Annotated in this window: 18 protein-coding genes and 1 tRNA gene; 8 read left to right on the top strand and 11 right to left on the bottom strand. The window is 64.3% G+C overall.

Annotated elements, in window-relative coordinates:
• Window positions 1-49: 49 nt before the first annotated feature.
• The 3 genes from GGD61_RS23425 to GGD61_RS23415 all read right to left on the bottom strand — a co-directional run bounded on the left by GGD61_RS23425 (window position 50) and on the right by GGD61_RS23415 (window position 2,773).
• The gene (locus GGD61_RS23425) at window positions 50-661 is read right to left on the bottom strand and encodes a glutathione S-transferase family protein (RefSeq protein WP_092254243.1); all 612 of its coding nucleotides are present in this window, start codon (window positions 659-661) and stop codon (window positions 50-52) included.
• A gap of 184 nt (window positions 662-845) precedes the next feature.
• Entirely contained in the window at window positions 846-1,688 is an 843-nt protein-coding gene (locus tag GGD61_RS23420) for a fumarylacetoacetate hydrolase family protein (protein WP_018321387.1), read from the bottom strand.
• A gap of 233 nt (window positions 1,689-1,921) precedes the next feature.
• The gene (locus GGD61_RS23415) at window positions 1,922-2,773 is read right to left on the bottom strand and encodes an MBL fold metallo-hydrolase (protein WP_177237027.1); all 852 of its coding nucleotides are present in this window, start codon (window positions 2,771-2,773) and stop codon (window positions 1,922-1,924) included.
• Window positions 2,774-2,900: 127 nt separating this feature from the next.
• Here GGD61_RS23415 and GGD61_RS23410 point away from each other — a divergent pair, with 127 nt between their 5' ends.
• Window positions 2,901-3,377, top strand: coding sequence for a DUF3775 domain-containing protein (locus GGD61_RS23410; protein WP_026202540.1), 477 nt, complete (start codon window positions 2,901-2,903; stop codon window positions 3,375-3,377).
• Between the two features lie 151 nt (window positions 3,378-3,528).
• Here the strand turns inward: GGD61_RS23410 and GGD61_RS23405 are convergent, their stop codons facing one another.
• Both GGD61_RS23405 and GGD61_RS23400 read right to left on the bottom strand, forming a co-directional pair.
• Entirely contained in the window at window positions 3,529-4,311 is a 783-nt protein-coding gene (locus tag GGD61_RS23405) for an SDR family oxidoreductase (protein ID WP_018321389.1), read from the bottom strand.
• 202 nt (window positions 4,312-4,513) lie between these two features.
• A complete protein-coding gene (locus tag GGD61_RS23400; RefSeq protein ID WP_092254887.1) occupies window positions 4,514-5,026 on the bottom strand; it encodes a CvpA family protein in 513 nt (170 codons plus the stop codon).
• Window positions 5,027-5,133: 107 nt separating this feature from the next.
• Between GGD61_RS23400 and GGD61_RS23395 the strand changes: the two genes are divergently transcribed.
• Window positions 5,134-5,895, top strand: coding sequence for an SDR family oxidoreductase (locus GGD61_RS23395; RefSeq protein ID WP_028140629.1), 762 nt, complete (start codon window positions 5,134-5,136; stop codon window positions 5,893-5,895).
• 71 nt (window positions 5,896-5,966) lie between these two features.
• On the opposite strand, the gene GGD61_RS23390 is transcribed toward GGD61_RS23395, so the two are convergent.
• Together GGD61_RS23390 and GGD61_RS23385 are read right to left on the bottom strand one after the other, a co-directional pair.
• Window positions 5,967-7,553 (bottom strand): GMC family oxidoreductase, encoded by a 1,587-nt coding sequence (locus GGD61_RS23390; protein ID WP_092254247.1) that lies wholly within the window; start codon window positions 7,551-7,553, stop codon window positions 5,967-5,969.
• A gap of 56 nt (window positions 7,554-7,609) precedes the next feature.
• Window positions 7,610-8,986: a coniferyl aldehyde dehydrogenase gene (locus GGD61_RS23385; protein ID WP_246785988.1), complete on the bottom strand. Its 1,377-nt coding sequence runs from the start codon at window positions 8,984-8,986 to the stop codon at window positions 7,610-7,612.
• Between the two features lie 367 nt (window positions 8,987-9,353).
• On the opposite strand from GGD61_RS23385, the gene GGD61_RS23380 reads away from it, so the two are divergent.
• Window positions 9,354-9,430, top strand: a tRNA-Met gene (locus tag GGD61_RS23380).
• A gap of 130 nt (window positions 9,431-9,560) precedes the next feature.
• Here the strand turns inward: GGD61_RS23380 and GGD61_RS23375 are convergent.
• Window positions 9,561-10,517: an AraC family transcriptional regulator gene (locus GGD61_RS23375; protein WP_177237028.1), complete on the bottom strand. Its 957-nt coding sequence runs from the start codon at window positions 10,515-10,517 to the stop codon at window positions 9,561-9,563.
• Between the two features lie 475 nt (window positions 10,518-10,992).
• On the opposite strand from GGD61_RS23375, the gene GGD61_RS41270 reads away from it, so the two are divergent.
• Window positions 10,993-14,097 (top strand): autotransporter outer membrane beta-barrel domain-containing protein, encoded by a 3,105-nt coding sequence (locus GGD61_RS41270; protein WP_143109034.1) that lies wholly within the window; start codon window positions 10,993-10,995, stop codon window positions 14,095-14,097.
• 146 nt (window positions 14,098-14,243) lie between these two features.
• On the opposite strand, the gene GGD61_RS23365 is transcribed toward GGD61_RS41270, so the two are convergent.
• Window positions 14,244-14,939 carry a DUF899 family protein gene (locus GGD61_RS23365; protein WP_092254257.1) on the bottom strand — a complete coding sequence of 232 codons (696 nt, stop codon included), beginning with the start codon at window positions 14,937-14,939 and terminating at the stop codon, window positions 14,244-14,246.
• 185 nt (window positions 14,940-15,124) lie between these two features.
• Between GGD61_RS23365 and GGD61_RS23360 the strand changes: the two genes are divergently transcribed.
• Window positions 15,125-16,024: an alpha/beta fold hydrolase gene (locus GGD61_RS23360; RefSeq protein WP_092254259.1), complete on the top strand. Its 900-nt coding sequence runs from the start codon at window positions 15,125-15,127 to the stop codon at window positions 16,022-16,024.
• A gap of 295 nt (window positions 16,025-16,319) precedes the next feature.
• On the opposite strand, the gene GGD61_RS23355 is transcribed toward GGD61_RS23360, so the two are convergent.
• Complete coding sequence (locus GGD61_RS23355; RefSeq protein ID WP_018321397.1) at window positions 16,320-16,811, bottom strand: hypothetical protein; 492 nt, start codon at window positions 16,809-16,811, stop codon at window positions 16,320-16,322.
• 263 nt (window positions 16,812-17,074) lie between these two features.
• On the opposite strand from GGD61_RS23355, the gene GGD61_RS23350 reads away from it, so the two are divergent.
• The 3 genes from GGD61_RS23350 (at window position 17,075) to GGD61_RS23340 (ending at window position 22,171) form a co-directional block, all read left to right on the top strand.
• Window positions 17,075-20,131, top strand: a complete 3,057-nt coding sequence (locus GGD61_RS23350) for an AAA family ATPase (protein WP_092254261.1) — start codon at window positions 17,075-17,077, stop codon at window positions 20,129-20,131.
• Window positions 20,132-20,438: 307 nt separating this feature from the next.
• A complete protein-coding gene (locus GGD61_RS23345) occupies window positions 20,439-21,653 on the top strand; it encodes an OpgC domain-containing protein (RefSeq protein WP_092254263.1) in 1,215 nt (404 codons plus the stop codon).
• Window positions 21,654-21,682: 29 nt separating this feature from the next.
• Window positions 21,683-22,171 (top strand): DUF2059 domain-containing protein, encoded by a 489-nt coding sequence (locus tag GGD61_RS23340; protein WP_092254265.1) that lies wholly within the window; start codon window positions 21,683-21,685, stop codon window positions 22,169-22,171.
• A gap of 9 nt (window positions 22,172-22,180) precedes the next feature.
• Here GGD61_RS23340 and GGD61_RS23335 read toward each other — a convergent pair whose 3' ends face one another.
• Complete coding sequence (locus GGD61_RS23335; RefSeq protein ID WP_018321401.1) at window positions 22,181-23,293, bottom strand: ABC transporter permease; 1,113 nt, start codon at window positions 23,291-23,293, stop codon at window positions 22,181-22,183.
• Between the last annotated feature and the right edge of the window lies 1 nt (window position 23,294).

The following is a 23,294-nucleotide window of genomic DNA, read 5'->3' as shown; positions in this document are numbered from 1 at the left end:
GGATCATGCTCAGACAATCAAGCTAAAGCGCGATGACGATCATCGCGCTTTAGCTGGCCGGCGGCACCGAGATCTTCACGGAGGGCCGCTCCAGCATCTTCTGATGGAAGGCGTCGAGCTTCGGATAGGCCTTGCGCCAGCCGCAATCGGCGAAGCGGAAATCGGCATAGCCGAGCACGCAAACGAGGCCGATCTGCGAGATGTCGAAGGGACCATTGAGGACTTCGGGCATGTTCTCGAAGCGCGCCATGCCGGTCCAGGCGCGGTTCCAATGGTCGTCCGACCACGCCTGCCATTGCAGGCCCTGCGGCCGCACCATCTTCTCGTAGCGGCACAGCAGCATGGAATCGAGCATGCCGTTGATCAGCGAGTGATTGGTCTTGGCCTTCCAGCGCCGCGGGCCATAATCCGGGATCAGGCTGCCGCCGGCGATCTCGTTGAGATATTCGACGATGACGTAGGAATCCAGGATGACGTCGCCATCATTGGTGATCAGCACCGGCAGCTTCTTCAGCGGCGTGATCTTCGAATAGTCCTCATTGGCCGTGCCCGGTGCGACGCTTGCGGGCACGAGCTCGATCTTGTCGATCAACCCGAGCTCGATCGCGGCGATGCGCACCTTGCGGGCGAAGGGCGAGGCGGGGGAGAAGGTGAGTTTCATTGGAAATAACCTCTATCCAGGCACACAGTCCTCATCCTGAGGAGCGCGCCTCTTGGCGCGCGTCCCGAAGGATGGACAACGAGGGACGCTCTCTCGTTGCCCGGCGCGAACGCCGGGCAACCGTGCTTGTGGCGCATCCTTCGAGACGCGCGCGTTGCGCGCTCCTCAGGATGAGGGCGGCGGCTTACGCCGCGATAATCTCCTGCCTCTGCTCGCCGAGACCCTCGATGCCGAGGCTGACGACGTCGCCGACATTGAGGAAGGTCGGCGGCTTCATGCCGAGGCCGACGCCGGGCGGGGTGCCGGTCGTGATGACGTCGCCGGGCAGCAACGTCATGAACTGCGAGACATAGGAGATGCACTTGGCCATGGAGAAGATCATGGTCTTGGTCGAGCCGGTCTGGCGGCGCTGGCCGTTGACATCCAGCCACATCGACAGGTTCTGCACGTCCTTGATCTCGTCCTTGGTTGCGAGCCACGGTCCGAGCGGGCCGAACGTGTCGTGCGACTTGCCCTTGGTCCACTGTCCGAGGCGCTCGATCTGGAAGGCGCGCTCGGAGACGTCGTTGCAGACGCAGTAGCCGGCGACGTGGTTCAGCGCGTCGGCTTCCGAGACATATTTCGCACGGGTGCCGATGATCGCGGCGATCTCGACCTCCCAGTCGAGCTTGGTCGAGCCGCGCGGCTTTTCGACCGCATCGTTCGGGCCGGACAGCGATGTGTTTGCCTTCATGAAGATGATCGGCTCGCTCGGGATATCGGCGCCGGTCTCCTTGGCATGGTCGGAGTAGTTGAGGCCGATCGCGACGAATTTCGAGATGCCGGTGACGGGCGCGCCGAACCGCGGCTTGCCGGAGACCGCCGGGAGTGAGGCGGGGTCGAGGCCTGCCAGCTTCTTCAGGCTCTCGGGCGAATAGGCCTCGCCGGTGAGGTCCTTCAGATGCGCCGACAGGTCGCGTAACTGGCCGGATTTGTCGATCAGGCCGGGCTTTTCCGCGCCCTTCTCGCCATAACGAACAAGCTTCATTCTCGTTTCTCCCTAGGAATGGACCGATCGGTTAAACAGCTTCATGGAACAGGGCGGCGGGAAATTCAACCGCCCAGAGCGGGGCGCATTGCAGCCCTTCCCTCGTGGCGTAGGCGGAGGTGGGTTAGCCGAAGGCGTAACCCACCACGTCTGCCTCCGCGAGGACGGAAGAGGTGGATTACGCCGAGCAGATGCGCTTCGCGCATCTGCAGGGCTAATCCACCCTACGAATTCTACGATTGCAGCGCCACAAACCTGAATGCCTCTCCATCCCGCCTGATATGCCCGGCCGAGAAATGGCCGCCGATCACCAGCGTCGGCGTGTCGGCAAAGCGGCCGAACAATTCGCGTCGTGTTTCGGCCGACTGCGTCTGGTCGGAATCGGCGGTCGAGGACCAGTCGAGATGTGCCATCTGGCAAGGGTGATGGGCGACGTCACCCGTGAGCAGACCCTGTTCGCCATCCGATCGGATGAGAATGCTCATATGGCCGGGACTGTGGCCGGGGGTCGGGATCATGCTGATCTCCTCGCACAGCTGGTGATCGCTCGGGATCAGATCGGCCCGGCCGGCATCGACGATCGGCTTCACGGAATCCTCGAACACGGCCCGCTTGTCCGGCTCGGTCGAATGTTCCAGCCAATGCTCGTATTCGGTCTTGCCGAAGACGTAGCGTGCCTTGGCAAATGTCGGCACCCATCGGCCGTCGACCAGCCGCGTATTCCATCCGACATGATCGACATGAAGATGCGTGCATAGCACCGTGTCGATGCTGTCGGGCGCAAAGCCCGCCGCCATCATCGTCGCCAGGAACGGTGTGGTGCGGTTGTTCCAGGTCGGAACATTGCGGCCCTGCTTGTCGTTGCCGAGGCCCGTATCGACAACGATGCGGCGCGAAGGCGTCTCCACCACCAGCGAATGGATCGACATTTTCAGCCGGCCCTCTTCGGTGGCAAAATGCGGGATCAGCCAGGGCAGCTTCTGAACCTCTGCGTTGCTCGCGAGCGGCAGGATGAAGCGGGTCGAGCCGACCGTCTCCAGCTCCACAATCTTGGTGATTTTGACTTGGCCGACCTTCCACTGCATCCGGCGCCTTCCCATGTTCTTGCCTTGATGCCGAAAGATGCGCCGTTTCCGCCATCAAGCGCAATGGATCATCTGACGCGGTGCGGCGTTATCGCGGGAACCCCAGGAAAAAGCCGAAGAGGAAGCCATGCCAGAGCTTGCGATTTCCGCGGAGAAGGTCGCCTTCATCATCGAGAAGGCGCGTGAATTCGACGTCAAGGAGGGCGATTCCGATCCGGATTCCGGCTCGAACGCGAGCGATGACGACGCGCTCGATGTTCTCGAGGACGACGGCTCCGATCCTGTCGTCCAAGAACTCGGAAGCTTCATGATCGCCCTGAACGAGGACGAGCAGCTCGATCTCGTCGCGCTGACATGGCTCGGTCGCGGTGACGGCACGATCGACGAGTGGGACGATTTGCGCGCCCGCGCGGTGGAGGCGCGCACCGAATATCGCAGCCCGCGCCGCGAAACCGTGCATTATCTGCTTGGCGAGCCGATGCTGGGCGATCTGCTCGCCGATGGTCTCGACGAATTCGGCATCGACTGGACCGACGAGCGCACGACGGCCGACTCGTCTGGTCCGAGCCAGCAGGACGAAGACGAGCCGACGAAGCAGCGGTGATGATCGGGGCTCTGACGCCTCCACATCGTTATGGCCGGGCTTGACCCGGCCATCCACGTCTTACTTTGCCGAACAAAGAACGTGGATGCCCGGGACAAGCCCGGGCATGACGATCTTTCGTGGAATGCGCCGCTGCGGATGCGATGATGGGTTACAACGTCCCCGGGAACGCGCCGCCATCCAGGAGGATGTTCTGCCCCGTAATGAAGCCGGCCTTGGCGCCGCACAGGAAGGCGCAGGCATAGCCGAATTCGTCGGGCTGGCCGAAGCGGCCGGCGGGGTTGAGCTTGGCGCGCTCGGTCAGGATCTGCTCGGCCGAGACGCCGCGCTTGTCGGCCTCGGCCTTTGCGGTGCCGGTCAGGCGATCCGTCTCGAACGGGCCGGGCAGCAGGCCGTTGATGGTGACGTTGTTGATCACGGTCTTGCGCGACAGGCCGGCGATGAAGCCGGTGAGGCCGGCGCGCGCGCCGTTGGAGAGGCCGAGGATATCGATCGGCGCCTTCACCGCGGCCGAGGTGATGTTGACGATGCGGCCGAACTTGCGCGCCATCATGCCGTCCACGGTCGCCTTGATCAGCTCGATCGGCGTCAGCATGTTGGCGTCGATCGCCTTGATCCAGTCGTCGCGGGTCCAGTTGCGGAAATCGCCGGGCGGTGGACCGCCGGCATTGTTGATCAGGATGTCGGGCTCGGGGCAGGCCTTCAGCACGGCTTCGCGCCCGGCCGGCGTCGTGATGTCGCCGACGATCTCGGTGACCTTCACATCAGGATAGGCCTTCCGGATCTCGTCCGCCGTTTTCTTCAAAGCTTCCGCGCCGCGCGCGGTCAGCGTGACGTCAACGCCGGCATCAGCCAGCGAGATGGCGCAGGCGCGCCCGAGACCCTTGCTGGATGCGCAGACGATGGCGCGGCGACCTTTGATCCCAAGATCCACTGTTTCACTCCCGTAATGTCAGGCAGGTTTTGGATGCCGCTATTCTAGCCAACATCGGTGCCGCTGATAAGGCATGGGCTCGCATCAAAATGCATGGCGCGTCCGCGCGGCGATGCAAATGCGCAGGCATGATCCGGAAAAGTGCGTAGCGGTTTTCCGAAAAGTTCATGCCCAAACAACAAAGGCGCGATCTTCTCGCGCGTCAGATGCGCCGCTCCTGCTTGAGGCGGTCGATCGCGGAGCTCGCTTCCGGGGGCAGCGATTTGAAGCCCATCTGACCCGCCGTCGAGAACAGCGGCCGCAGATGCGAGCCGGCGAGAAACGGCGGCTGTTTGTTGGCCGGCACGATCTGGTCGAACACCAGGACCAGCGTGGTGGCGACGAGACCGACCCTGACGGCGCCGAGCGCGGCGCCGCCGAGCCGGTCGCCGATACCGGCGTCGCGGATGGTGTCGTTCAGCACCAGGCGGCCGATATAGCCGAACAGCATGCCGACCACCACGAAGATGCCGAACAGCCAGATCCAGTTCTGCAGCAGAGGCGCATTCGGATTGCCGGCGATTTGCGGCGCGATCAGCGGCATCAGCGCGACCGCGATCGGCGCAGCGAGGAGATAGGCGAGGATGGTCATGGCGCTGCGGAGCAGGCCGGTCCTGAAGCCGAAGCCGGCCGCGATGGCGAGCGCGGCATAGACGGCGAGATCGAAATTGTTCATGAGCAAGCCTGCCTCAATGGAACGAATGAACGCCGGACCGATCATTCCGGTTTCAGATCGCTAAAATCGTCTGTATTGATGGCTCCAAAAGCTCGAGGGTTACGCCAATGTCAGGCCTATTCGACGTCAGTAAAGAAACCATCCTCGTCACGGGCGCGAGCCAGGGGCTGGGGCGGCAATTTGCCCGGGTGCTCGCCGCCCACGGGGCGGCCGTCGCGCTCGCGGCGCGTCAGGCCGACAAGCTGAAGAGCCTGGAGGAGGAAATCCGCGGCAAAGGCGGCCGCGCCGCCGCGGTCGCGCTCGACGTCACCGACACGGCCTCGATCGCGCGGGCCGTCGATGCGGCAGAGGCTGCGCTCGGTCCCGTCACGGTGCTGATCAACAATGCCGGCATCGCCATCGAGAAGCTCGCCACCGAGCAGACCGAAGCGGATTGGGACGCGGTGATTGGCGCAAATCTCAAGGGCGCCTATTTCCTCGCGACGGAAGTCGCGCGGCGCATGATCGCGCGCAAGCAGTCAGGCAACATCGTCAACATCGCCTCCGTGCTCGGCACCGGCGTCCTGAAGGCGGTGTCGCCTTACGCGATCTCCAAGGCCGGCATCATCCAGGCCACCAAGGCGATGGCGCTGGAGCTCGCCGGTCAGAACATCCGCATCAACGCGCTCGCGCCCGGCTATATCGACACCGAGATGAACCACGCCTTCTGGTCGACCCCCGCAGGCGAGCGCCTGGCCAAGCGCATCCCGCAGCGCCGTGTCGGCGCCGAGTCCGATCTCGACGGCGCGATTCTGCTGCTGGCGTCACAGGCGTCGCGGTACATGACGGGGAGTGTGATTACCGTCGACGGTGGTTTCCTGTTGAACTAAGTCTCACTGGCGTCCCGGACAAGCGCGCCTCAAGCGCGCGCAGATCCGGGATACATAACCGCAGCGGCCGACTAACCCGCCCGGATCAGATCCGCCGCCTTCTCCCCGATCATGATGGTCGGCGCATTGGTGTTGCCGCCGATCAGCGTCGGCATGATCGAGGCGTCGACGACGCGCAAGGCCTCGACGCCGTGTACCTTCAGTGCCGGATCGACCACGGCCATCGCATCCGTCCCCATCTTGCAGGTGCCGACGGGGTGATAGACCGTGTCGACGCGATTGCGCAAAATGTTGCGGATGTCGTCGTCGGTTCTCACGTCGGACGTGAACATGTCCTTCTTCTGCAGCGCGCGCAGCGCCGGCGTCTCCATCAGCCGTCGCGTGGTCTTGAAGCCCGCGACCATCGTCTCGAGATCCTCCGCTTCGCCCAAAAAGTTCGGATCGATCATGGGCGCTGCGAGCGGATCGGCGCTCTTCAGCGACACGCTGCCGCGGCTCTTCGGCCGCAGCAGGCAGACGTGACACGAGAAGCCCGCCTCCTTGTGCTTCTTGCGGCCGTGGTCGTCGAGCATCGCGATGACGAAGTGGAGCTGGATGTCAGGTACGTCGAGGTCAGGCCGGGTTTTCAAAAAGCCGCCGCACTCGGCGAAATTGGTGGTCATCAGGCCGCGCCGTTCACGGCGATAGCGCTGGATGGCACGGAGCAGGGACGGCAACCGGCCGAGCGAGGCATGAACGAAGTGCGGATAGTCGGAGGCGTAGACGAACACGAAATCCGGGTGGTCCTGCAGATTGCGCCCGACGCCGGGCAGATGATGGAGCACGCCAATGCCGTGCGTTCGAAGCGCATCGCCATCGCCGATGCCCGACAGCATCAGCAATTGCGGTGACTGGAAGGCGCCGCCGGCAAGTATCACCTCGCGGCGCGCGCGCAGCTGCTTCGTCTGCTTGCCCTGCACATATTCGATGCCGACGGCGCGCGCCCCTTCGAACAGGATTTTCGTGGCGTGTGCCCCCGTCTCGACGCGCAGATTTGCGCGCTTGTCGATGTGGGGGTGCACATAGGCGCGCGCCGCGCTCCAGCGTTCGCCATTGTGCTGCGTCACCTGATAGCTGCCGAGCCCTTCGTGATCCTCACCATTGAAGTCCTCGCGAATGCGGAACTGCGCCTCGCGTGCGGCCTGATGGAAGACATCATGGATCGGATTGTCCGCGCGGAGCCGGTTGACATGCAGTGGGCCGCCCTTGCCGTGATACTCGCCGTCGAAATCGGAATTGTTCTCCGAGCGCTTGAAATAGGGCAGCACGTCCGCATACGACCAGCCGGCATTGCCGAGCGAAGCCCAGTGGTCGTAGTCCCATTTGTGGCCGCGAATGTAGACCATGGCGTTGATCGCCGAGGAGCCGCCAAGACCCTTGCCGCGCGGCTGATAGCCAATGCGGCCGTTCAATCCCTTCTGCGGCACCGTGTCGAAGGCCCAGTTGGCCGTTTTGTAGGGCAGGGCGAGCCCAAACGGTGTGGTGATGCGCCAATTGTCGTTCGTCCCGCCCGCATCGAGCAACGCCACGGACGTCGCCGCATCCTCCGACAGCCGCCCCGCAATTGTGCAGCCGCCGGAGCCCGCGCCCACGACGACGAAATCGAATGTGTCGGTCACTTGTTTCCCCCTATCGTCACTCCGGGTTCGCGCTTCGCGCCCCGGAACGACTGCCCCTACGACGTGAACCGCATCAACTTCTCCAACCGCGCGATCTTGCCGCCATAGGGCGGATAGAGATCGGCGAGGCGGTTGAACTTGGAGCGATAGAATACCGGCTTCAACTTGCTGAACGTGCGAAAGCCCCATTCGCCGTGATAGGCGCCGGTGCCGGATGCGCCGACGCCGCCCATCGGCTGGTTGATTTGCGTGAAGTGAAACAGGCAGTCGTTGATGGTGACGCCGCCGGAGATGGTGCGGGCCAGCACCTCGTCGCGCGCGGTGCCGTCCTTGCCGAACCAGTACAGCGCCAGCGGCCGGTCGCGATGGTTGATGAAGGCGATGGCGTCAGTGGGATCGCGATAGCCGAGAATCGGGAGCACCGGCCCAAAAATCTCCTCCTGCATCGCCGCCATCGCGTCGGTCGCCCCGACGATCAGCGTCGGCGGGAATTTGCGGTGCGCCTTCCAGTTCGGATCGTCCGCTTTCGCCGGCTGCAGGATTTTGGCGCCGCGCTCCGCCGCGTCCGCTACGAGGCCTTCGAGCCGGGTGTAATGCTGGTCCGAGATGATCGAGGTGTAGTCCTTGTTCGCCGGATCGGTGCCGAACATCCGCCGCATCTGGGCGCGCACGTTCTCGGCGAAGGCCTGCAACGAGCGCTCCGGCACCAGCACATAGTCCGGCGCGATGCAGGTCTGCCCTGCATTGAGCAACTTGCCGTAGGCGATGCGCTCGGCCGCTTCATCGAGGTCGGCCGAGGCGTCGATGATCGCAGGCGACTTGCCGCCGAGCTCGAGGGTAACCGGCGTCAGGTTACGCCCCGCGGCCTCCGCGACCAGCCGCCCGACCCGGGTCGAGCCGGTGAACACGAGGTGATCGAACGGCAGGCGCGCAAACGCCTCTGCGATCTCGCCCTCGATGCCGGTGACGAGCAGCTCGGTCGCATCGAATCGCGCGGCGACCGTCTCCTTCAGCAGGCCTGCGAAGTGCGGCGTGAGCTCGCTCGGCTTGATCAGGACGCGGTTGCCGGCGGCTAGCGCGCCGATCGCAGGCGCGAGCGTGAGCTGGAGCGGATAATTCCAGGGCGCGATGATGCCGACGACGCCGAGCGGCTGCGGCATCAGCCGGTTGCGCGCCGGCAGGAATTGCAGCGCGGTCGCGACGCGCTGCGGCGCCATCCAGCTCTTGAGGTACTTTGTGGCGTGCCGGATCTCGGAAAACAGCAACATCGTCTCGGCGATGGTGGTCTCGACAGCCGAGCGGTGGCCGAAATCGGCCGAGATCGCCTGCCGGAAGCGCTCCTCATTGTCGGCGATCACGGCGCGCAGCCGCGCCAGCCGGTCAAGCCGCTCGGCAAGGCCGGCCGGCGGCTCGTCCCGCGACGGCACGACCATGTTGTGGAAGGCCTCCTCCAGCGCTCCGACCGGGGCGCTCGTCAGGGATTTGTCCACGGCGATCCTCCCTCACCGGCGTTTCAGCCTTAATCTTGTTGCCGCAAGCTGGCCCTTTGTGGAACTTCTGGCAAGAGCACAGGGAACGCAGCCAAAATCGGTCGCTTCCCCTGTCATAAAGTCGAAAAAAACGTTCCCGCAGCCCTTTCCAAAGGCAGCTCGCCTTGATACATACGCCCCGCACCCGACGGGCTTTGCCCCGGGTTGCCTTCCAAGGAAGCCTTTGGGACGGACGAGAAAAGCCACGCGAACAGCGCAGGCCTCAACCGACCGTCCCCGGGATCCAACTGAAGGCAAAGCAAGTGTTTAACGCGGGGTGGAGCAGCCCGGTAGCTCGTCAGGCTCATAACCTGAAGGTCATAGGTTCAAATCCTATCCCCGCAACCAAATTCGGATTTCACCGGATCCGATACGAAAATGGCCCGCGAAAAGCGGGCCATTTTTGTTTTGGGCGACGGATCGTCGAACTGTCTCGGGCCGTCAGCGCAATGACGATTCATTCCAGGCTCATCGCGCTTTAGTCCCGGCTGCGCACTCCGCTCGGACTGTCGCCGAACCGAAGCCGGAACAGGCGGTTGAAATGCGACACGCTGGAGAATCCGACTTGCGCGGCGATCTCGGCGATGGGCCGGTTCGGAAACCGTGTGAGCAGCGCGAAGGCGCGCTTCAACCGCAGCTCGTTGACGCGCGCGACGAATGATGCGCCGGACTGCTCGAGCAATTCCTGCAGGTAGCGCGGCGAAATGTCCTGTTGGCGCGCGACGCTTGCGACCGAAAGCGCAGGATCGGCGAAGTGCTTGCCGATATGCTCGATGGCCGATGCAAGTCGCGCCGCGGCAACGGCGCCCTTGCCTTGCTCGAGCGTGCCGCGGTTCGCGCCGATGGCGAGCGCGGCAAGGTCGTGGATGTGATTGACGATCACCTGCTGCAAGGCAGGATCGGTCGGCTCCATATCGGCCTGGATCATCCGGAGGTAGCGCAGAAACAGCTGCAGCGCCTGCTGGCGGCCGGACACCGGCTTCATGAAAACGCTGCTCACATCATGCAGGCGCTCGGCGAGCGGCGTTCGCGGAAAGAGCAGCGCGAGGTGAGTTGTCCCGCACAGCCGGCCGGGCTCGTCCGGACGTACGAGTACCGCGTCGCCGAGGTTCAGCGTCACCTCGGTACCACGCTGAAACGCCAGTGCCGACGTACCGAGATTGACGATCATTCCGACGGAGTCGTCACTGGCCGCCGCCTGCGCGCGCGTCCGCTCGAGCGCCGCCGCTGTGCCGTCGCACAGCGCCATTCGCACGCCCGGCAATCTCTGCAACATGGCCTCGGCGCGGAACGGGACCTCCGGCGCCAACGGCGCAATATCGACACTGACGATGGTCCTGCCGAACTCCTCCCGCCAGCGGGTCAGCCTGTCACGTTCGGGAAGCTCGTCCGTCGTAAACCGCGTCGGCTTTGGGTCAATGTCATCGACATGCATGGCGATTGGCACCGGGAAATTTCGGCAACCGTAACCATTCGGCTTAAGTACGGCAACGTGCATAGCGACGGTGTTATGCTGCTTTTTTCGGCGCTGGCGCGGGGAAGTGTTCGCAAAAAGAAAAGAGCGAGTTCGCAATAGATCAACGACCAGCCATCGCGCCGAACGCCCGACTCCTCATGCGACGCGCGTGCACAAGCGTGGACATCCTCGTCTCATGCGTTGCAATGCTGTTGAAACGGCGCCGCCCGTCCCTCGCTGACTCGCAATTTGCAAAGCCTGCCGCGCCTTAGATCAAGCGTGCGGAAAGCGTTGTTGCGCCTCGACGACAGCCCACGCGCGCCAACCATGCCAGATTGTCCCGAGCGCTCGATTCAACGCCGAGCGCGCCGCTGGTTACGGGTTTGTCGGCAGCGCAGCACGCCGCGCTGACAGCAGGGAATGGGACGCCAATGCGTTTCCCTCGGAGGGGGTCATGAATTTCAGCACGTTGTTCGAGCGCAGGCGAAACGCATTGCTGGCCGGCGCGGCTCTCGGCTTGCTCCTGGCAAGCGGTCTCACGACGGCGGCCCATGCCGATGGCGGAACCGGCGGTGCGACCGGCCTGGCCGTAGGCGGCGCCGGCGGTATCGGTGATGCTGGCGCAGCGGGAGGTGATGGTACGGCCGCTATCGATTCCGCTACCGATGCGGGCAGTGGAGGAGGTGGTGGTGCGGGCGGAGGTGGAAGCGGAGGCACAGGCGGGGGTTTTAGTGCCGGCGCGGGTGGCGCGGGCGGAACGGCCGGCTCTCTAAACGGGGCAAATGGCGGCAACGGTAGCGGCAGCGGGGGCGGCGGAGGCGGCGGTGGGTTCAGCGGCGGCGTCATCGGCGGCAACGGCGGCAACGGAGGTAATCCTATAGATTCTGTACTCAACGCCCCTGCTGGAAACTTTGCTTCCCGCGGGTCGGGAGGTGGTGGTGGCGGCGGCGGCGGCTCTGGCCTCGGCACCGGCGGTTCGGGAGGTGCGGGCGGGGCGGGCGGCGCAGGAGAAGTAAATGCGTCGTCGAATGGCGCGGGGGATTCTGTCATTGCGCGCGCCGCTGGTGGCTACGGCGGAAACGGCGGCGATGGCGGGATCGGAAACCTGCAAGCCGGGTCCTTTACCTTCAATGCCAACAGCATCGGCGGAGCCGGCGGCGCGGGCGGGACCGGCGGCGACGGGATCGCTGTCGCGGCGGCCACCGGCGCGGGAGGACATGCGGCTGCGATCGGAACTGGCGGCAACGGCGGTAGCGGCGGCAGTGGTCGCGCCGCTTTTGAAGTGACCGGGTTCAATATCACCGTGGTCAATACGGCGATTGCCACAGGCGGCGCCGGTGGCGCAGGCGGAAACGGCGGATTCGGGTCGGGATTGGAAACGACCGATGGGACAACCGGCACATATCTTGTGTTCGGAACTGGTGGAAACGGCGGGAACGGAGGAACTGGCGGGGCCGGTGCGGTCTTTACCGGTTCCGCCGTCACCTTCATCAACTCAGGCTCGGTGATTGCCGGAGCCGGTGGTGCTGGAGGACTCTTGGGGGGAGCGGGTGGTGGGGGCAACGGCGGCCTCAGCGGGACAAGTGACATTCGAGTGGGACTCCCCGGTGCCGGCGGCACAGGCGGAACGGGCGTCCTGTTTCAAGGAGCAGATTCGATATTCAAAAATACTGGATCAGTGGCCGGCGGAACCGGCGGAGCGGGCGTCGCTGTCGGAATGAGCGGCGCAGGTGGTGCCGCTGTTCAGTTTGCCGCTTCGGGCGCAACCCTGATCAACGCCGGCCAGATCGTCGGTGGCAATAGTGGCGCTCCCGACCCTTCCGGCACTGCAGGCGCGGGCGGTGCCGGCGTCATTGGCTCCGGCCTCACGATCACCAACAGCGGCACGATCAGCGGCGGTCTCGACGGCGGCGGAACGGTCAGGCAATTTGCGATCGAGCTAACCGGTGGCTCCAATGCCATCAGTCCGGGCGGCGCCATCACCGGCGGAATCCAATTGCAGGCTGGTTCGCTGATGCCGGCGCTGCCCGGCTCGACGGTTGGCGCAACGCTGAACGTCAACGGTCCGATGTTCCTGGCGCCAGGTTCGGCCTACACCATCCGCCTCAGTGGCGCGGCCAACGATTCCATCACCGCAACCGGCGTAGCGACGGTGTCGGGCGCAACAGTGTCGGCGACGATCTCCGGCGGTTCGGGCAGTCCTCTCGGCCAGCACACCATCATCACGGCGAGCGCGATCAGCGGCACGTTTGCCTCGTTCTCCGCGTCATCGACGTCAGCCTTCTTGCAGGAATCGCTGTCGTACGATGCGACGCACGTCTACCTGAACATCACGGGCAATGGCGCTGGCGGTAATGTGGACTTCACGACGGTCACGCAGACGGTCAATCAGTTCAACGTCGCGTCCGCGCTGAACGCGGCGGGCAACGCCAATGGCTTCAGCGGACCGCTCTTCAACGCCCTTGTGGGCCTTTCCGCTGTGCAGGCGCGTGCCGCATTCACGTCCCTTGACGGCGAAGCGGCGACAGGGGCGCAGCGCGCCTCCTTCCGCTTCATGGACCAGTTTCTCAATTTAATGCTCAACCCCTTTGTCGACGGCCATTTCGGCGCCGCCACGGGCGGTGGTGTCACCGGCTTTGCGCCGGAGGAGCAGGCCAACCTGCCGCCGGACTTGGCGCAGGCCTACGCATCGGTGTTCAAGGCGCCGCCACCTGCAAGCTTCGCGCAGCGCTGGAGCCTGTGGAATGCTGCGTTCGGCGGCAGCGGCAAGACCAGCGGCGATCCCGTGATCGGTTCGACCGACACCAGGCTCAGCACCTATGGGGTCGCCGGCGGTATCGATTATCGCCTCTCGCCCTCGACGGTGATCGGCCTGGCTGCGGCCGGCGGCGGCACCAATTGGGGATTGTCGAACAGCCTCGGCAGCGGCCGCAGCGAGTCCGCGCAAATCGGCGCTTATGCGAGGACGGTGATCGGTCCGGCCTACATCGCCGAGTCGATCGCTTTTGCCAATCACTGGTTCACGACCGACCGAACCGCGCTCGGCGGCAATCTGCGCGCGACCTTCACCGGCCAGAGCATTGGCGCGCGCATCGAAGGAGGTTACCGTCTTGCCGTGACGCCCAACTTCGGGATCACGCCCTATGCGGCGGCGCAGGCGCAGGCATTTCGCTCCGGCGCCTACAGCGAGACCGACGTGAATAATCTGGGCTTCGGCCTGACCTACGCAGCCAAGCAAGCCACCGATGTCCGAACCGAGCTCGGTGCCCGTTTTGATCATCCGACACTGCTCGGTGGCACGCCGCTGATCGTGCGCGCGCGACTGGCCTGGGCACACGATTTCGTCGATACGCCTTGGCTCAATGCAGCGTTTCAGGCGTTGCCGCTCTCGAACTTCACCGTGTTCGGCGCACCGATTCCGCACGATTCCGGCCTCGCCTCGATTGGCGCCGATTGGTACCTGAACCAGAACTGGAAACTGCTTGCCAAATTCGATGGTGAATTTGCCAAGCGCTCGGACCTCTACGCCGGCACAGTGGCGCTGCGGTACTCTTGGTGATGGCCGCGCCCCGCGCAAGGGGGCGCCAGCGATCGAGGTCAATCCGCATCGAGCGATCGTGCACGGCCGAGGCCGCCGACTGCCATGAACAATTGCGACATGCCCGCGAAGCCGCGAGCACGCATGATCAATGACAACAGAAGCCTTCAGTAAGCGAGCTTTGGATACCAGTCGGTACCGCGCCCCTCTGGCGTGGTGTCTAAGATGGTCCAGAGCGGATCGAAGTCGGGCGCGCCGCGGGGATCCTGTTGGGGGTCAGCCATCGTGGCACCCATCTCGCCGGACCAGAAATGCCGGATCGTGCCGTTGCGCTGCGTGAACACGCTGTAGCCGGGCACGTCGGCGTCCTCGGCGCTGACGTAGTCGCGCGTGTAATCGCCGGAGAGGTCGGAGAAGATCTTGTGTCGTGTCCAGCCGCGCGCCTTCTTTGCCTCGATCAACCGCGCGATCGGCGATCGCGCGATGAAGACGAAGGCGATACGCTGCTCGATGTCGGGCAATTTATGTTCCCACGTGCTCATGAATGAGGTGCACATCGGGCAGGGCGTCTGCCGCTGCGGCCCGAACATGTAGCTGTAGATCGCGAGCGTCTGCTTGCCGTCAAACAAATCGGCGAAACTCGCTTTGCCGTTCTCGCCTTCGAACACGTAGTCCTTCTTCACCTCGCCCCCGGGCGGCAGGGACCGGCGCAGTTCAGCGACACGCTCGATATGACGACGCAGTTCGATCTCCTCGGCCAGGAGGCTTTGGCGGGTGCGGCGGTAGTCGGCGCTTTCGTTGGGAAAATGAGCTTTGTTCGTGCGAGCGAGCTCGGAAGCAGGCTTCAGTATGGAACTATTCATGGCGTGACCTCTGGTTGGGGCCTCTCCGTGAAGACGTCCGGCGGCCCCTCGTTCCGACACCTACGCTCACTTATTTGACATAGCCCGAACGACACGCCGTTACGGCCGGAACCCAATTTGGATCCGGGCGTCGATATGCAATTGCGGACTTGCTTGGTTCGCCGTCGCTCGGAAGGGCTGGTCCAATGAAGTTCGAGGATTTCGAGGCCGCCGATGTTCAGGCGGAGGAAGCGCGGATTTTCATCCGTCGGGCCGGTTCGGGACCGGCAATTCTCCTGCTGCACGGATTTCCCCAGACGCATCTGATGTGGCGAGACGTTGCGCCGTTGCTCGCGCAAGACTTCACCGTAATCTGCGCCGATCTTCGCGGATATGGTCGCAGCGCTTGTCCGCCCTCCAGCCCGGACCACGCGCCATATTCGAAACGGGCGATGGCAAAGGACATGGTGTCCGTCATGACGAAGCTTGGCTTCGATCGCTTCTCGGTTGCGGGCCATGATCGCGGTGGCCGTGTCGCTTACCGGCTCGCGCTCGACCATGGCGACCGCGTGGAGCGGCTCGCCGTCCTCGACGTCGTTCCGATCGCCGATGCCTGGGAGCGTGCCGACAAGGAACTGGCGGTCGGCTATTGGCCCTGGTCGTTGCTCGCGCAGCCTGAACCTCTCCCTGAGCGGCTATTGTCCGCGGCTCCCGATGCCGTCATCGACAATGCGCTCCATGGCTGGGGGTCGCGAGCAGACAGTTTCAGTCAGGCCGTCCGGACGTCCTATGTCGAGGCGTTGCGCGATGAGGCGCATGTTCACGCGATCTGCGAGGAATATCGAGCGGCGGCGACGATCGATCATGAGCACGATCTGGCGGATCGCAATTCCGGCCGCCGGATTGATTGCCCTGTCCTGATCCTCTGGAGCCGCCGCGGCCCGTTGAATTCCTGGTATGCGAGCGAGGGCGGCCCCTTAGGGCTATGGCGGACCTGGGCCGATGACGTGCAAGGAAAGCCGCTCGATGGAGGACATTTCTTTCCGGAGGATATTCCGCAGCAGACGGCCCTTGAGCTGAATCGGTTCTTCAGGAGCGATAGCTAGTTGCGCGTTCGCAACCTGCGAAGATGGCTCGCTCGCATCCGGCGCGATGCTCGCCACGATCTTGGTGCTGTCGGCATCCGACCGCCCCTCCGGCCAAAACTGGCCGACCACGATGGTGCCTTCGACCTCCAAGAGTCCAACGGGCATCGGCCGCTCCTCTCGAACCGGCGCGGTCGCTCCCTTGAGACGGCGACCCGCGCGCGGGACGGGCGCGACCCGCGCGCGGCCCCGGCAAACAAAACGCCCGCGCACCTCAAGTGCGCGGGCGACGATCGAAGCCGGTTGCGTCTGCAGATCAAGACCTGTGCGGACAGACCATCGTCAGATTCAGCAGCGTCGGCTTGTCCGAGCCCTTCTTGTATTCCCACTCCAACCGGATCTCGTGCCGATGGGCATAGGCATCGCTTGCCGCGTGGCTGATGATCTTCGTCTTCATCGGGATCGGCGGCTCCGAGTTGAAGCATTTCCGCACGCAGGCATCGAGCAGGTCACATCGTGTCAGCGGGATGACGCCGGGCTCGTCCTTGGAGAGCGGGACCGTGTTCGGCTGGGTGCTCAGGTCGACCCGAGCCCGGCCCTTCTCCTTGTGCCAGTACTTGGCGCTGCCCTGCGGCCATATCGACGGCGGGTTCAAGATCAAATGGTATTGGCCGTATTCCAGGGTCGGCAGGTCGATGTCATCGGATGCCTTGAGCTTGGCGACGCTCTTTTTCATGTTCGCGAGGGGATAGTAATTGGCGTTCATCAAGTCTCGAAATGCCTTGCCGCTATATACCAGTCCGGCCATCGCCTCTTTCCTCGATATGTCTGTTTGTCAAAAACCGTAGCGTCTGGCCGCAACTTCGCGTCACGCGGCGGCCGATCACACAATTTGTTGTGTGCAGGCACGCTACCATCCACGACTGCACTTCGTCCAGCGAGCTACCATCCGGTAAGGTCGCGTATCCCGCAAGCCTAATTGCCATGTAGTCCTCTATTGGTAATGTAAGCTGAAGGTCTCGCGGGCGCGGGTAGCGAAGACTGCTGAGGCAGTCGTTTGAAGGCGCTGGAATGCATTGCTTCGCGTGTCAGTCGGCGATCGGTCCGGGCGATAGCTGGTGCTCCAAATGCGGAGCGGCAGTCCGCGAGCGCGCTGAGCCCGACAGCGAACGGCGGTTCGTGACCATTTTGCGCGCCGACGTCGTCGATTCCACTGGACTTGTTGCCGAGCTGGAGCCGGAGGCGGCGGTGTCGCGCCTTGAGCCGGCTCTCGCGGCGATGAGAGGCGCGGTGCGCCAGTTTGGCGGCATCGTCAGCAAGGAGCTCGGGGACGGGCTGGCCGCGGTGTTCGGTGCCCCGATCGCCGACGACAACCACGCGCCGCTCGCCTGCCACGCGGCCATCGAGCTCGTTCGGCGTGTTGGCAGCCTGGGCGATCCCGGTCTTCAGGTCCGGGTCGGGCTCCACTCGGGGCATGTGGTCGCCTACATGGTCGCCAGCGAATTTTCCAAGGTTTATGAGATCGGCGGGGCCGCCCAGCATCTGGCCGCGCGGCTGGAAGCGGCGGCCGAGGCGAACCAGGTCTACGTCTCTGAGGCCTGTCAGAAGCTGGCGGACGGGCATGTCCGCTTCGAATTCCTGGGTCGCAAGACGCTCCGCGGTTTCGGCGAGCCGATGCCCGTGTACCGGGTCATGGGCGCGAGCGATCTTTCGAGCTGGCGGGTCCGGCGTGCGCGCAGTGTTTCCCGATTTGTCGACCGCACGACGGAGCGGGCCTTGCTGTGGCGTGCGGCCGAAAGGGTCAGCGCTAGCCGCCAGACCGTTCTGCTCATGGGTGACGCCGGCATCGGAAAGTCGCGGCTTGCGCACGAGTTCGCGCAGGATCTTCGCGCCAGCGGCTGGCGGCTGATCGATGCCGAGTGCAGCCCGAATCTCCAGGGCGCGCCGTACAGCGCCCTCAAGCGATTGTTGCTGTCGATCTTCGACTTGGCCGCAAGGGATCAGGTCAGGGCGGATGATCCCAGAGGGGCGTTGCCGGCCGTGCAGCAGCGAGCCATCGACGCGGTCCTGGACCTGCCGATCTCCGATCCGCAATGGGACGAACTGGAGCCGCACGCGCGCGGTCGCGCGATTTCAGATGCGAGCTGCGCGATCGTCGAGAGCATCGCCCGTCGTCAGCGCACGATCCTTCTGATCGAAGACCTGCATTGGATCGATCGGGCCAGCGATACGGTCATGGCCACTCTCTCCGCGCTGCAATGTCCCGATTTGCTCGTGCTGCTGACCACGCGGCCCAACGGGATGCCGGTGTGGATTGCGCGCTGTCACGCAGAGATCGTGGCCATGCGGCCCCTCGACGACGATTCGGGCCTGGCCATGCTCGCGGAAATGCTCGGCCCCGCCACCACCAACGCGGACCTGAAGAACCGGATCATCTCCCACACCGCAAACGTCCCGCTGTTCATCGAGGAAGTCTGCCGCAGTCTGAAGGATAGCGGCTTACTCCTCGGTCAGTGGGGCGACCTGTCTCTTGCGCGTCCCGTGGAAGAGCTCGGCATTCCCACCAGCATTCAAGGTGTGATCGCGGCGCGGCTCGATCGCGTGTCACGACAGGAACGGTCGCTCCTGCAGATCGCCGCGGCGTTTGGCCCCCGGACAAATCAGGCCCTGCTTCGGAAGATCGCGGCCTTGCCGGAAGGCGTGCTGCAGGATTGCCTCACCGCGCTCGACCGGGCCGAACTGCTCGTCAGGATCGATAGCGAGTTGGAGGACTCGCTCGAATTTCGGCACGAGATGGTCCGGCAGGTGACCTACGATTCCATGGTCGAAAAGGTGCGCGAAAGTATCCATGCCAGCATCCTCGCAGCGCTCGAGGACGACGAGGCATCGAACGACGGGCCGGACGCGCTCTGCTATCACGCGACGAGGGCGAAGGATTGGCAGAAGGCGTTTCACCATGGCAGAAGCGCCGCTCGAAAATGTCTGGTGCGCTCAGCCTATGCCGACGCGGTCGACTATTTCGAGATCGCGATGGGGTCTCTCGACAAGACCCCGGTGACGCAAGCGCGAGAAGCAGACGCTATCGATCTCCGGATGGAGGCGCGTTTGGCCTTTGCCGGATCGGGGCGCGTCGCCGAAGCCCTGGATCTGGGACGCGAAGCCGAACGGCGCGCCGATGCAATCGACGACATCGGGCGCAAGATCGCGGCCATGACCGTGAGAGCAGGCGCGCAGAACTTCTACGGAACGCCGGTCGAAGCTGTCGCGATCGGGGAAGAGGTCGTGCGTCTGGCGGAAAGCTCAGGCAATCCCGGCTGGCGTAATCTCGCACAATATGGTCTTGGGCAGGCCTATTTTCTCTGCGGCCGCTATCATAGCGCCGAGAAGATGCTGGCCGCGGCACGTGCCGGTCTCGTGGGCTCGGCATCGAGTGCCCCGATCGGCACGACTCCACGATCCTTGCTCCTCCTCTGCTGCATGATGAACGCCATCACTCACACCGTCATGGGCGAGCTCGACACCGCCGAGCAGCTTCAGCAACAAGCGGCTGCGATCGCGGAGGAGACCGGACGTCCCTACGACCGCGTCGCCGCCGCCTATAGCGGCGGCTGCCTGATGCTCGGCCGGGGCGACCCGGCGGCGGCCGCCGCCATTCTCGAAGACGGGTTTGTGCTGGCGCAGAAGCACGGCATCCGCCTGTTCGTGCCGGTGCTCGCCTGCCACCTCGGCATGGCCTATCTGGAGCAGGGGCTGTTCGACCGGGCGCGCGGCATGCTGACCGAGGCGCGCGAGGAGGCCAAGGCGGTCGGCTACACCTCGGCGGTGCTGCGCAGCTCGATCTACCTTGCGCTCGCGACCTGCCGCCTCGGCGATGTCAGGGCCGCGCAGAACATGCTGCGCGAGGCGCGCAACACCGCCCGCCAGCAGGGGTTTTCGGGCCTCGAGGCCGAGGCCCTGTTCGGCGAAGCCGTTGTGACGCCCGCCTCGAGTACCGAGAGCAGGGCGGCCATCCTTACCGCGCTGCGCGCCGCCATCGCGATCGCCTCCGAAAGCGGCGCGGGGCCGCTCCAGCGCAAGGCCGAGGCGATGCTGACCGAGGTGCTCGCCCAGGGCAGCGAGCTGATCTGACGCCGCGCCCGGCAAGGTCTGCGCCTCACCAAACCGCCGGCCCAAAATGCCGAACGAATCTCGTAGGCAGTACAAAGGGTTAGCTACTGTGCATGGGGTTGTTTTCGACATAATTGGTTGGGCGCCGCCTCCAGACGGCTGCGAGAGGCAGCCTCGCTCACCGCAGTGACGAACCCCTTGCACCGACGCCAAGGTGGGCTACCGTCGGTGACTAGCCGCAGGGCCAGGTGACTTTTGATCTCGATTTTTTAGCATCGCATTTTGCCGGCGCCGCCATGGCGCGACGCCTACCGGATGAGGCGGGGCCATGATCACACGGGACCAGTCAGCTTTGTTGGCGCCGGTCGAGCGCGACCTCAGGCTCGATCTCTTCCGCGGCATCGGCCTATGGATGATCTTCCTCGACCACATCCCGCACGACGTCGTGGCCTGGATGACGCTACGCAATTACGGCTTCAGCGATGCGGCCGAATTCTTCGTCTTCATCTCCGGCTATCTGGTCGGCTGGATCTACGGCCCGATCGTCGCCGGCGGCTGGTTTCTCGCCGCGATGAAGCGGCTGTGGCGGCGTGCGGCCGAGCTGTATGTCGCGCACATCATGCTGTTCCTTCTGTTCACCGCGCAGATCGCCCGCACCGCGCGCCGCTTCGACAATCCGATGTACCAGCATGAGTTCAACGTGTTCAACTTCCTGGCGCATCCGGACGAGCTGATCGGGCAGGCGATCGTGCTGAAATACAAGCCGGTCAATCTCGACGTGCTGCCGCTCTACATCACGCTGGTGCTTGCCTCACCTTTCATCGTCTGGTGCCTGGTGCGCCGGCCGAACCTGACGCTCGCCGCCTCGGTCGTGCTCTACGTGCTGGCGCGCTGGTTCAACTGGAACATCGCCTCCTACCCGCCCGGCACGACCTGGTACTTCAATCCGTTCTGCTGGCAGTTGATGTTCGTGTTCGCGGCCTGGTGCGGCGTCGGCCAGATCGACAAGGTCGCCAGATGGGTGTGGTCGAGGGCGGCGATGGGTCTGGCCGCGGCCTGGCTGGTGTTCGCACTGCTGATCGTGATGACCTGGCACGTTCCCGCGCTCGAGGCGCTGATCCCGAAATGGATGATCAAGGCGATCTACCCGATCGACAAGACCGACCTCGACATGCTGCGCTTCACGCATTTCCTGGCATTGGCAATCTGGGTCACCCACTTCCTCTCGCGCAAATGGCGCGCGCTGCATGGGGTCTGGCTGCGCCCCGTGATCCTCTGCGGCCAGCATTCGCTGCCGATCTTCTGTCTCGGTGTGTTCCTGTCGTTCTCGGCGCACTGGATCCTGACGCAATACACCAAGGGCGTCTGGGAGCAGTTCGCCGTCTCCATCGTCGGCATCGTCATCATGGTCGGCGCGGCCTGGCTGCTCAACCGCGCCGAGCGCGTGCCTAACCTGTTCGTGAAGGTGACGGAGGTCGAGGAGCCGGAGATGGTCGAGAGCGCGCAGGCCGCGACCGCCGGCGCGGCTCCCGCGAGCCGCTGAAGCATCGTCCGCATTTCCGGGAGAGCCCAATGTCCAAACGTTTGTTGACGATCGCCGGCACTCTCCTGTTTCTCGCCTGCGGTGCATCGGCACAGGCGCCGTCGCCGGAGGCGATGAGCGCGGCACGCAAGCTCGTCGTCACCTTGAAGATCGCCGATCAGTACCGCGCATTGCTGCCGCAGCTCCTGCTCAAGCTTCGGCCCGTGGTCGCGCAGGACAGGCCGGAGATCGAGCGCGACTACGATGCGGTGACGGCACCCGGCTCAGAGATCTATACTCCGTTCGTAGCGTCCATGATCGAGCAGATCGCGGCGTTCTATGCCCAGAGCTTCACGGTGGACGAGCTGCGCCAGATCGAGGCGTTCTATGCCCAGCCGGCCGGGAAGAAGTTTTTGGAGAAGTCGGATGCGCTGGCGCAGGCGAGTGCGCAAATCGGCCAGGACGTCAGCCAGAAGGCCGCCGACGAACTGAAGCAGCGCCTGATCGAGGCGCTGCGCCAGAAGGGGCACAAGCTGTAGAGTCGCGCGCTAAGCCAGGAATGCGCGGAACCGCCGCAGCGCGATCAGGAAGAAGATGCCGCCGATCACGGCGAGCGCGACCAGCTGCGGCCACACCGCCTCCAGGCCCGCGCCGCGGAACAGGATCGCCTGGGCGAGCATCACGAAATGCGTGTTGGGCGCGGCCAGCATGATGTCCTGGACGAATTGCGGCATGCTCTCCCGCGGCGTCATGCTGCCCGACAGGGTCTGCAGCGGCAGCAGGATCATGATCAGCAGCAGCCCGAACTGCGGCATCGAGCCGGCGACGGTGGCGAGGAAGATGCCCATGCTGGTGGTGGCAAACAGCTGCAGCGCGGCGCCGACGAGGAACAGCGCCAGCGAACCGTCGATCGTCACCTCCAGCCATCCCTTGACGACGAATGCGATCGACAGCCCAGAGGCGACCAGCACCACGGCCCCCATCGACCAGACCTTGCTCACCATGATCTCCAGCGGCGTGACCGGCATCACCAGGAGGTGCTCGATGGTGCCGTGCTCGCGCTCGCGGATCAGCGCCGCCCCCGTCAGGATGATCGAGAGCATCGTGATCGAGGTGATCACGTGGTCGATGGCGCCGAACCAGGATTTCTTCAGCTCCGGATTGAACCGCGCCCGCAGCGCCAGCTCGATCGGCGCGGCCTGGGCATCGCGCGTATGCGCCAAAAACTCTGCGACTTCCGCGCTGACGATCTGCTCGACATAGCCGCCGCCGTTGAACGCCTGCGAGATGCGTGTCGCATCGACGTTGAGCTGGATCGTGGGCGATTTGCGCGCCAGCAGGTCGCGTTGGAAGTCGGGCGGGATGTCGAGTGCGAAAGTGTCGAGGCCGGCGTCCATCCTCCGGTCCATCTCATATTGCGAGATCAGGCGCGGCGCGGAGAAATAGGGCGCGGTGAACGCCATCTCGATGCGCGTCGAGATCGGCGAATGGTCCTCGTCGACGACCGCGATCGCGGCGCGGTTCAACGTTTCCGGCAGCGCCTTTGCGCCGGCATAAACCGCCAGCGTGAAGGAATAGACGATGAGCACGAGCAGCGTGGGGTCACGCACCAGGCCGCGCAATTCCTTGATGCCGAGCTGGAATACGTTGTCGAAGCGCATG

Source organism: Bradyrhizobium sp. SBR1B (genome assembly GCF_014198205.1).
Lineage (GTDB): Bacteria > Pseudomonadota > Alphaproteobacteria > Rhizobiales > Xanthobacteraceae > Bradyrhizobium.
This window is presented reverse-complemented; position numbering and strand designations above follow the sequence as displayed.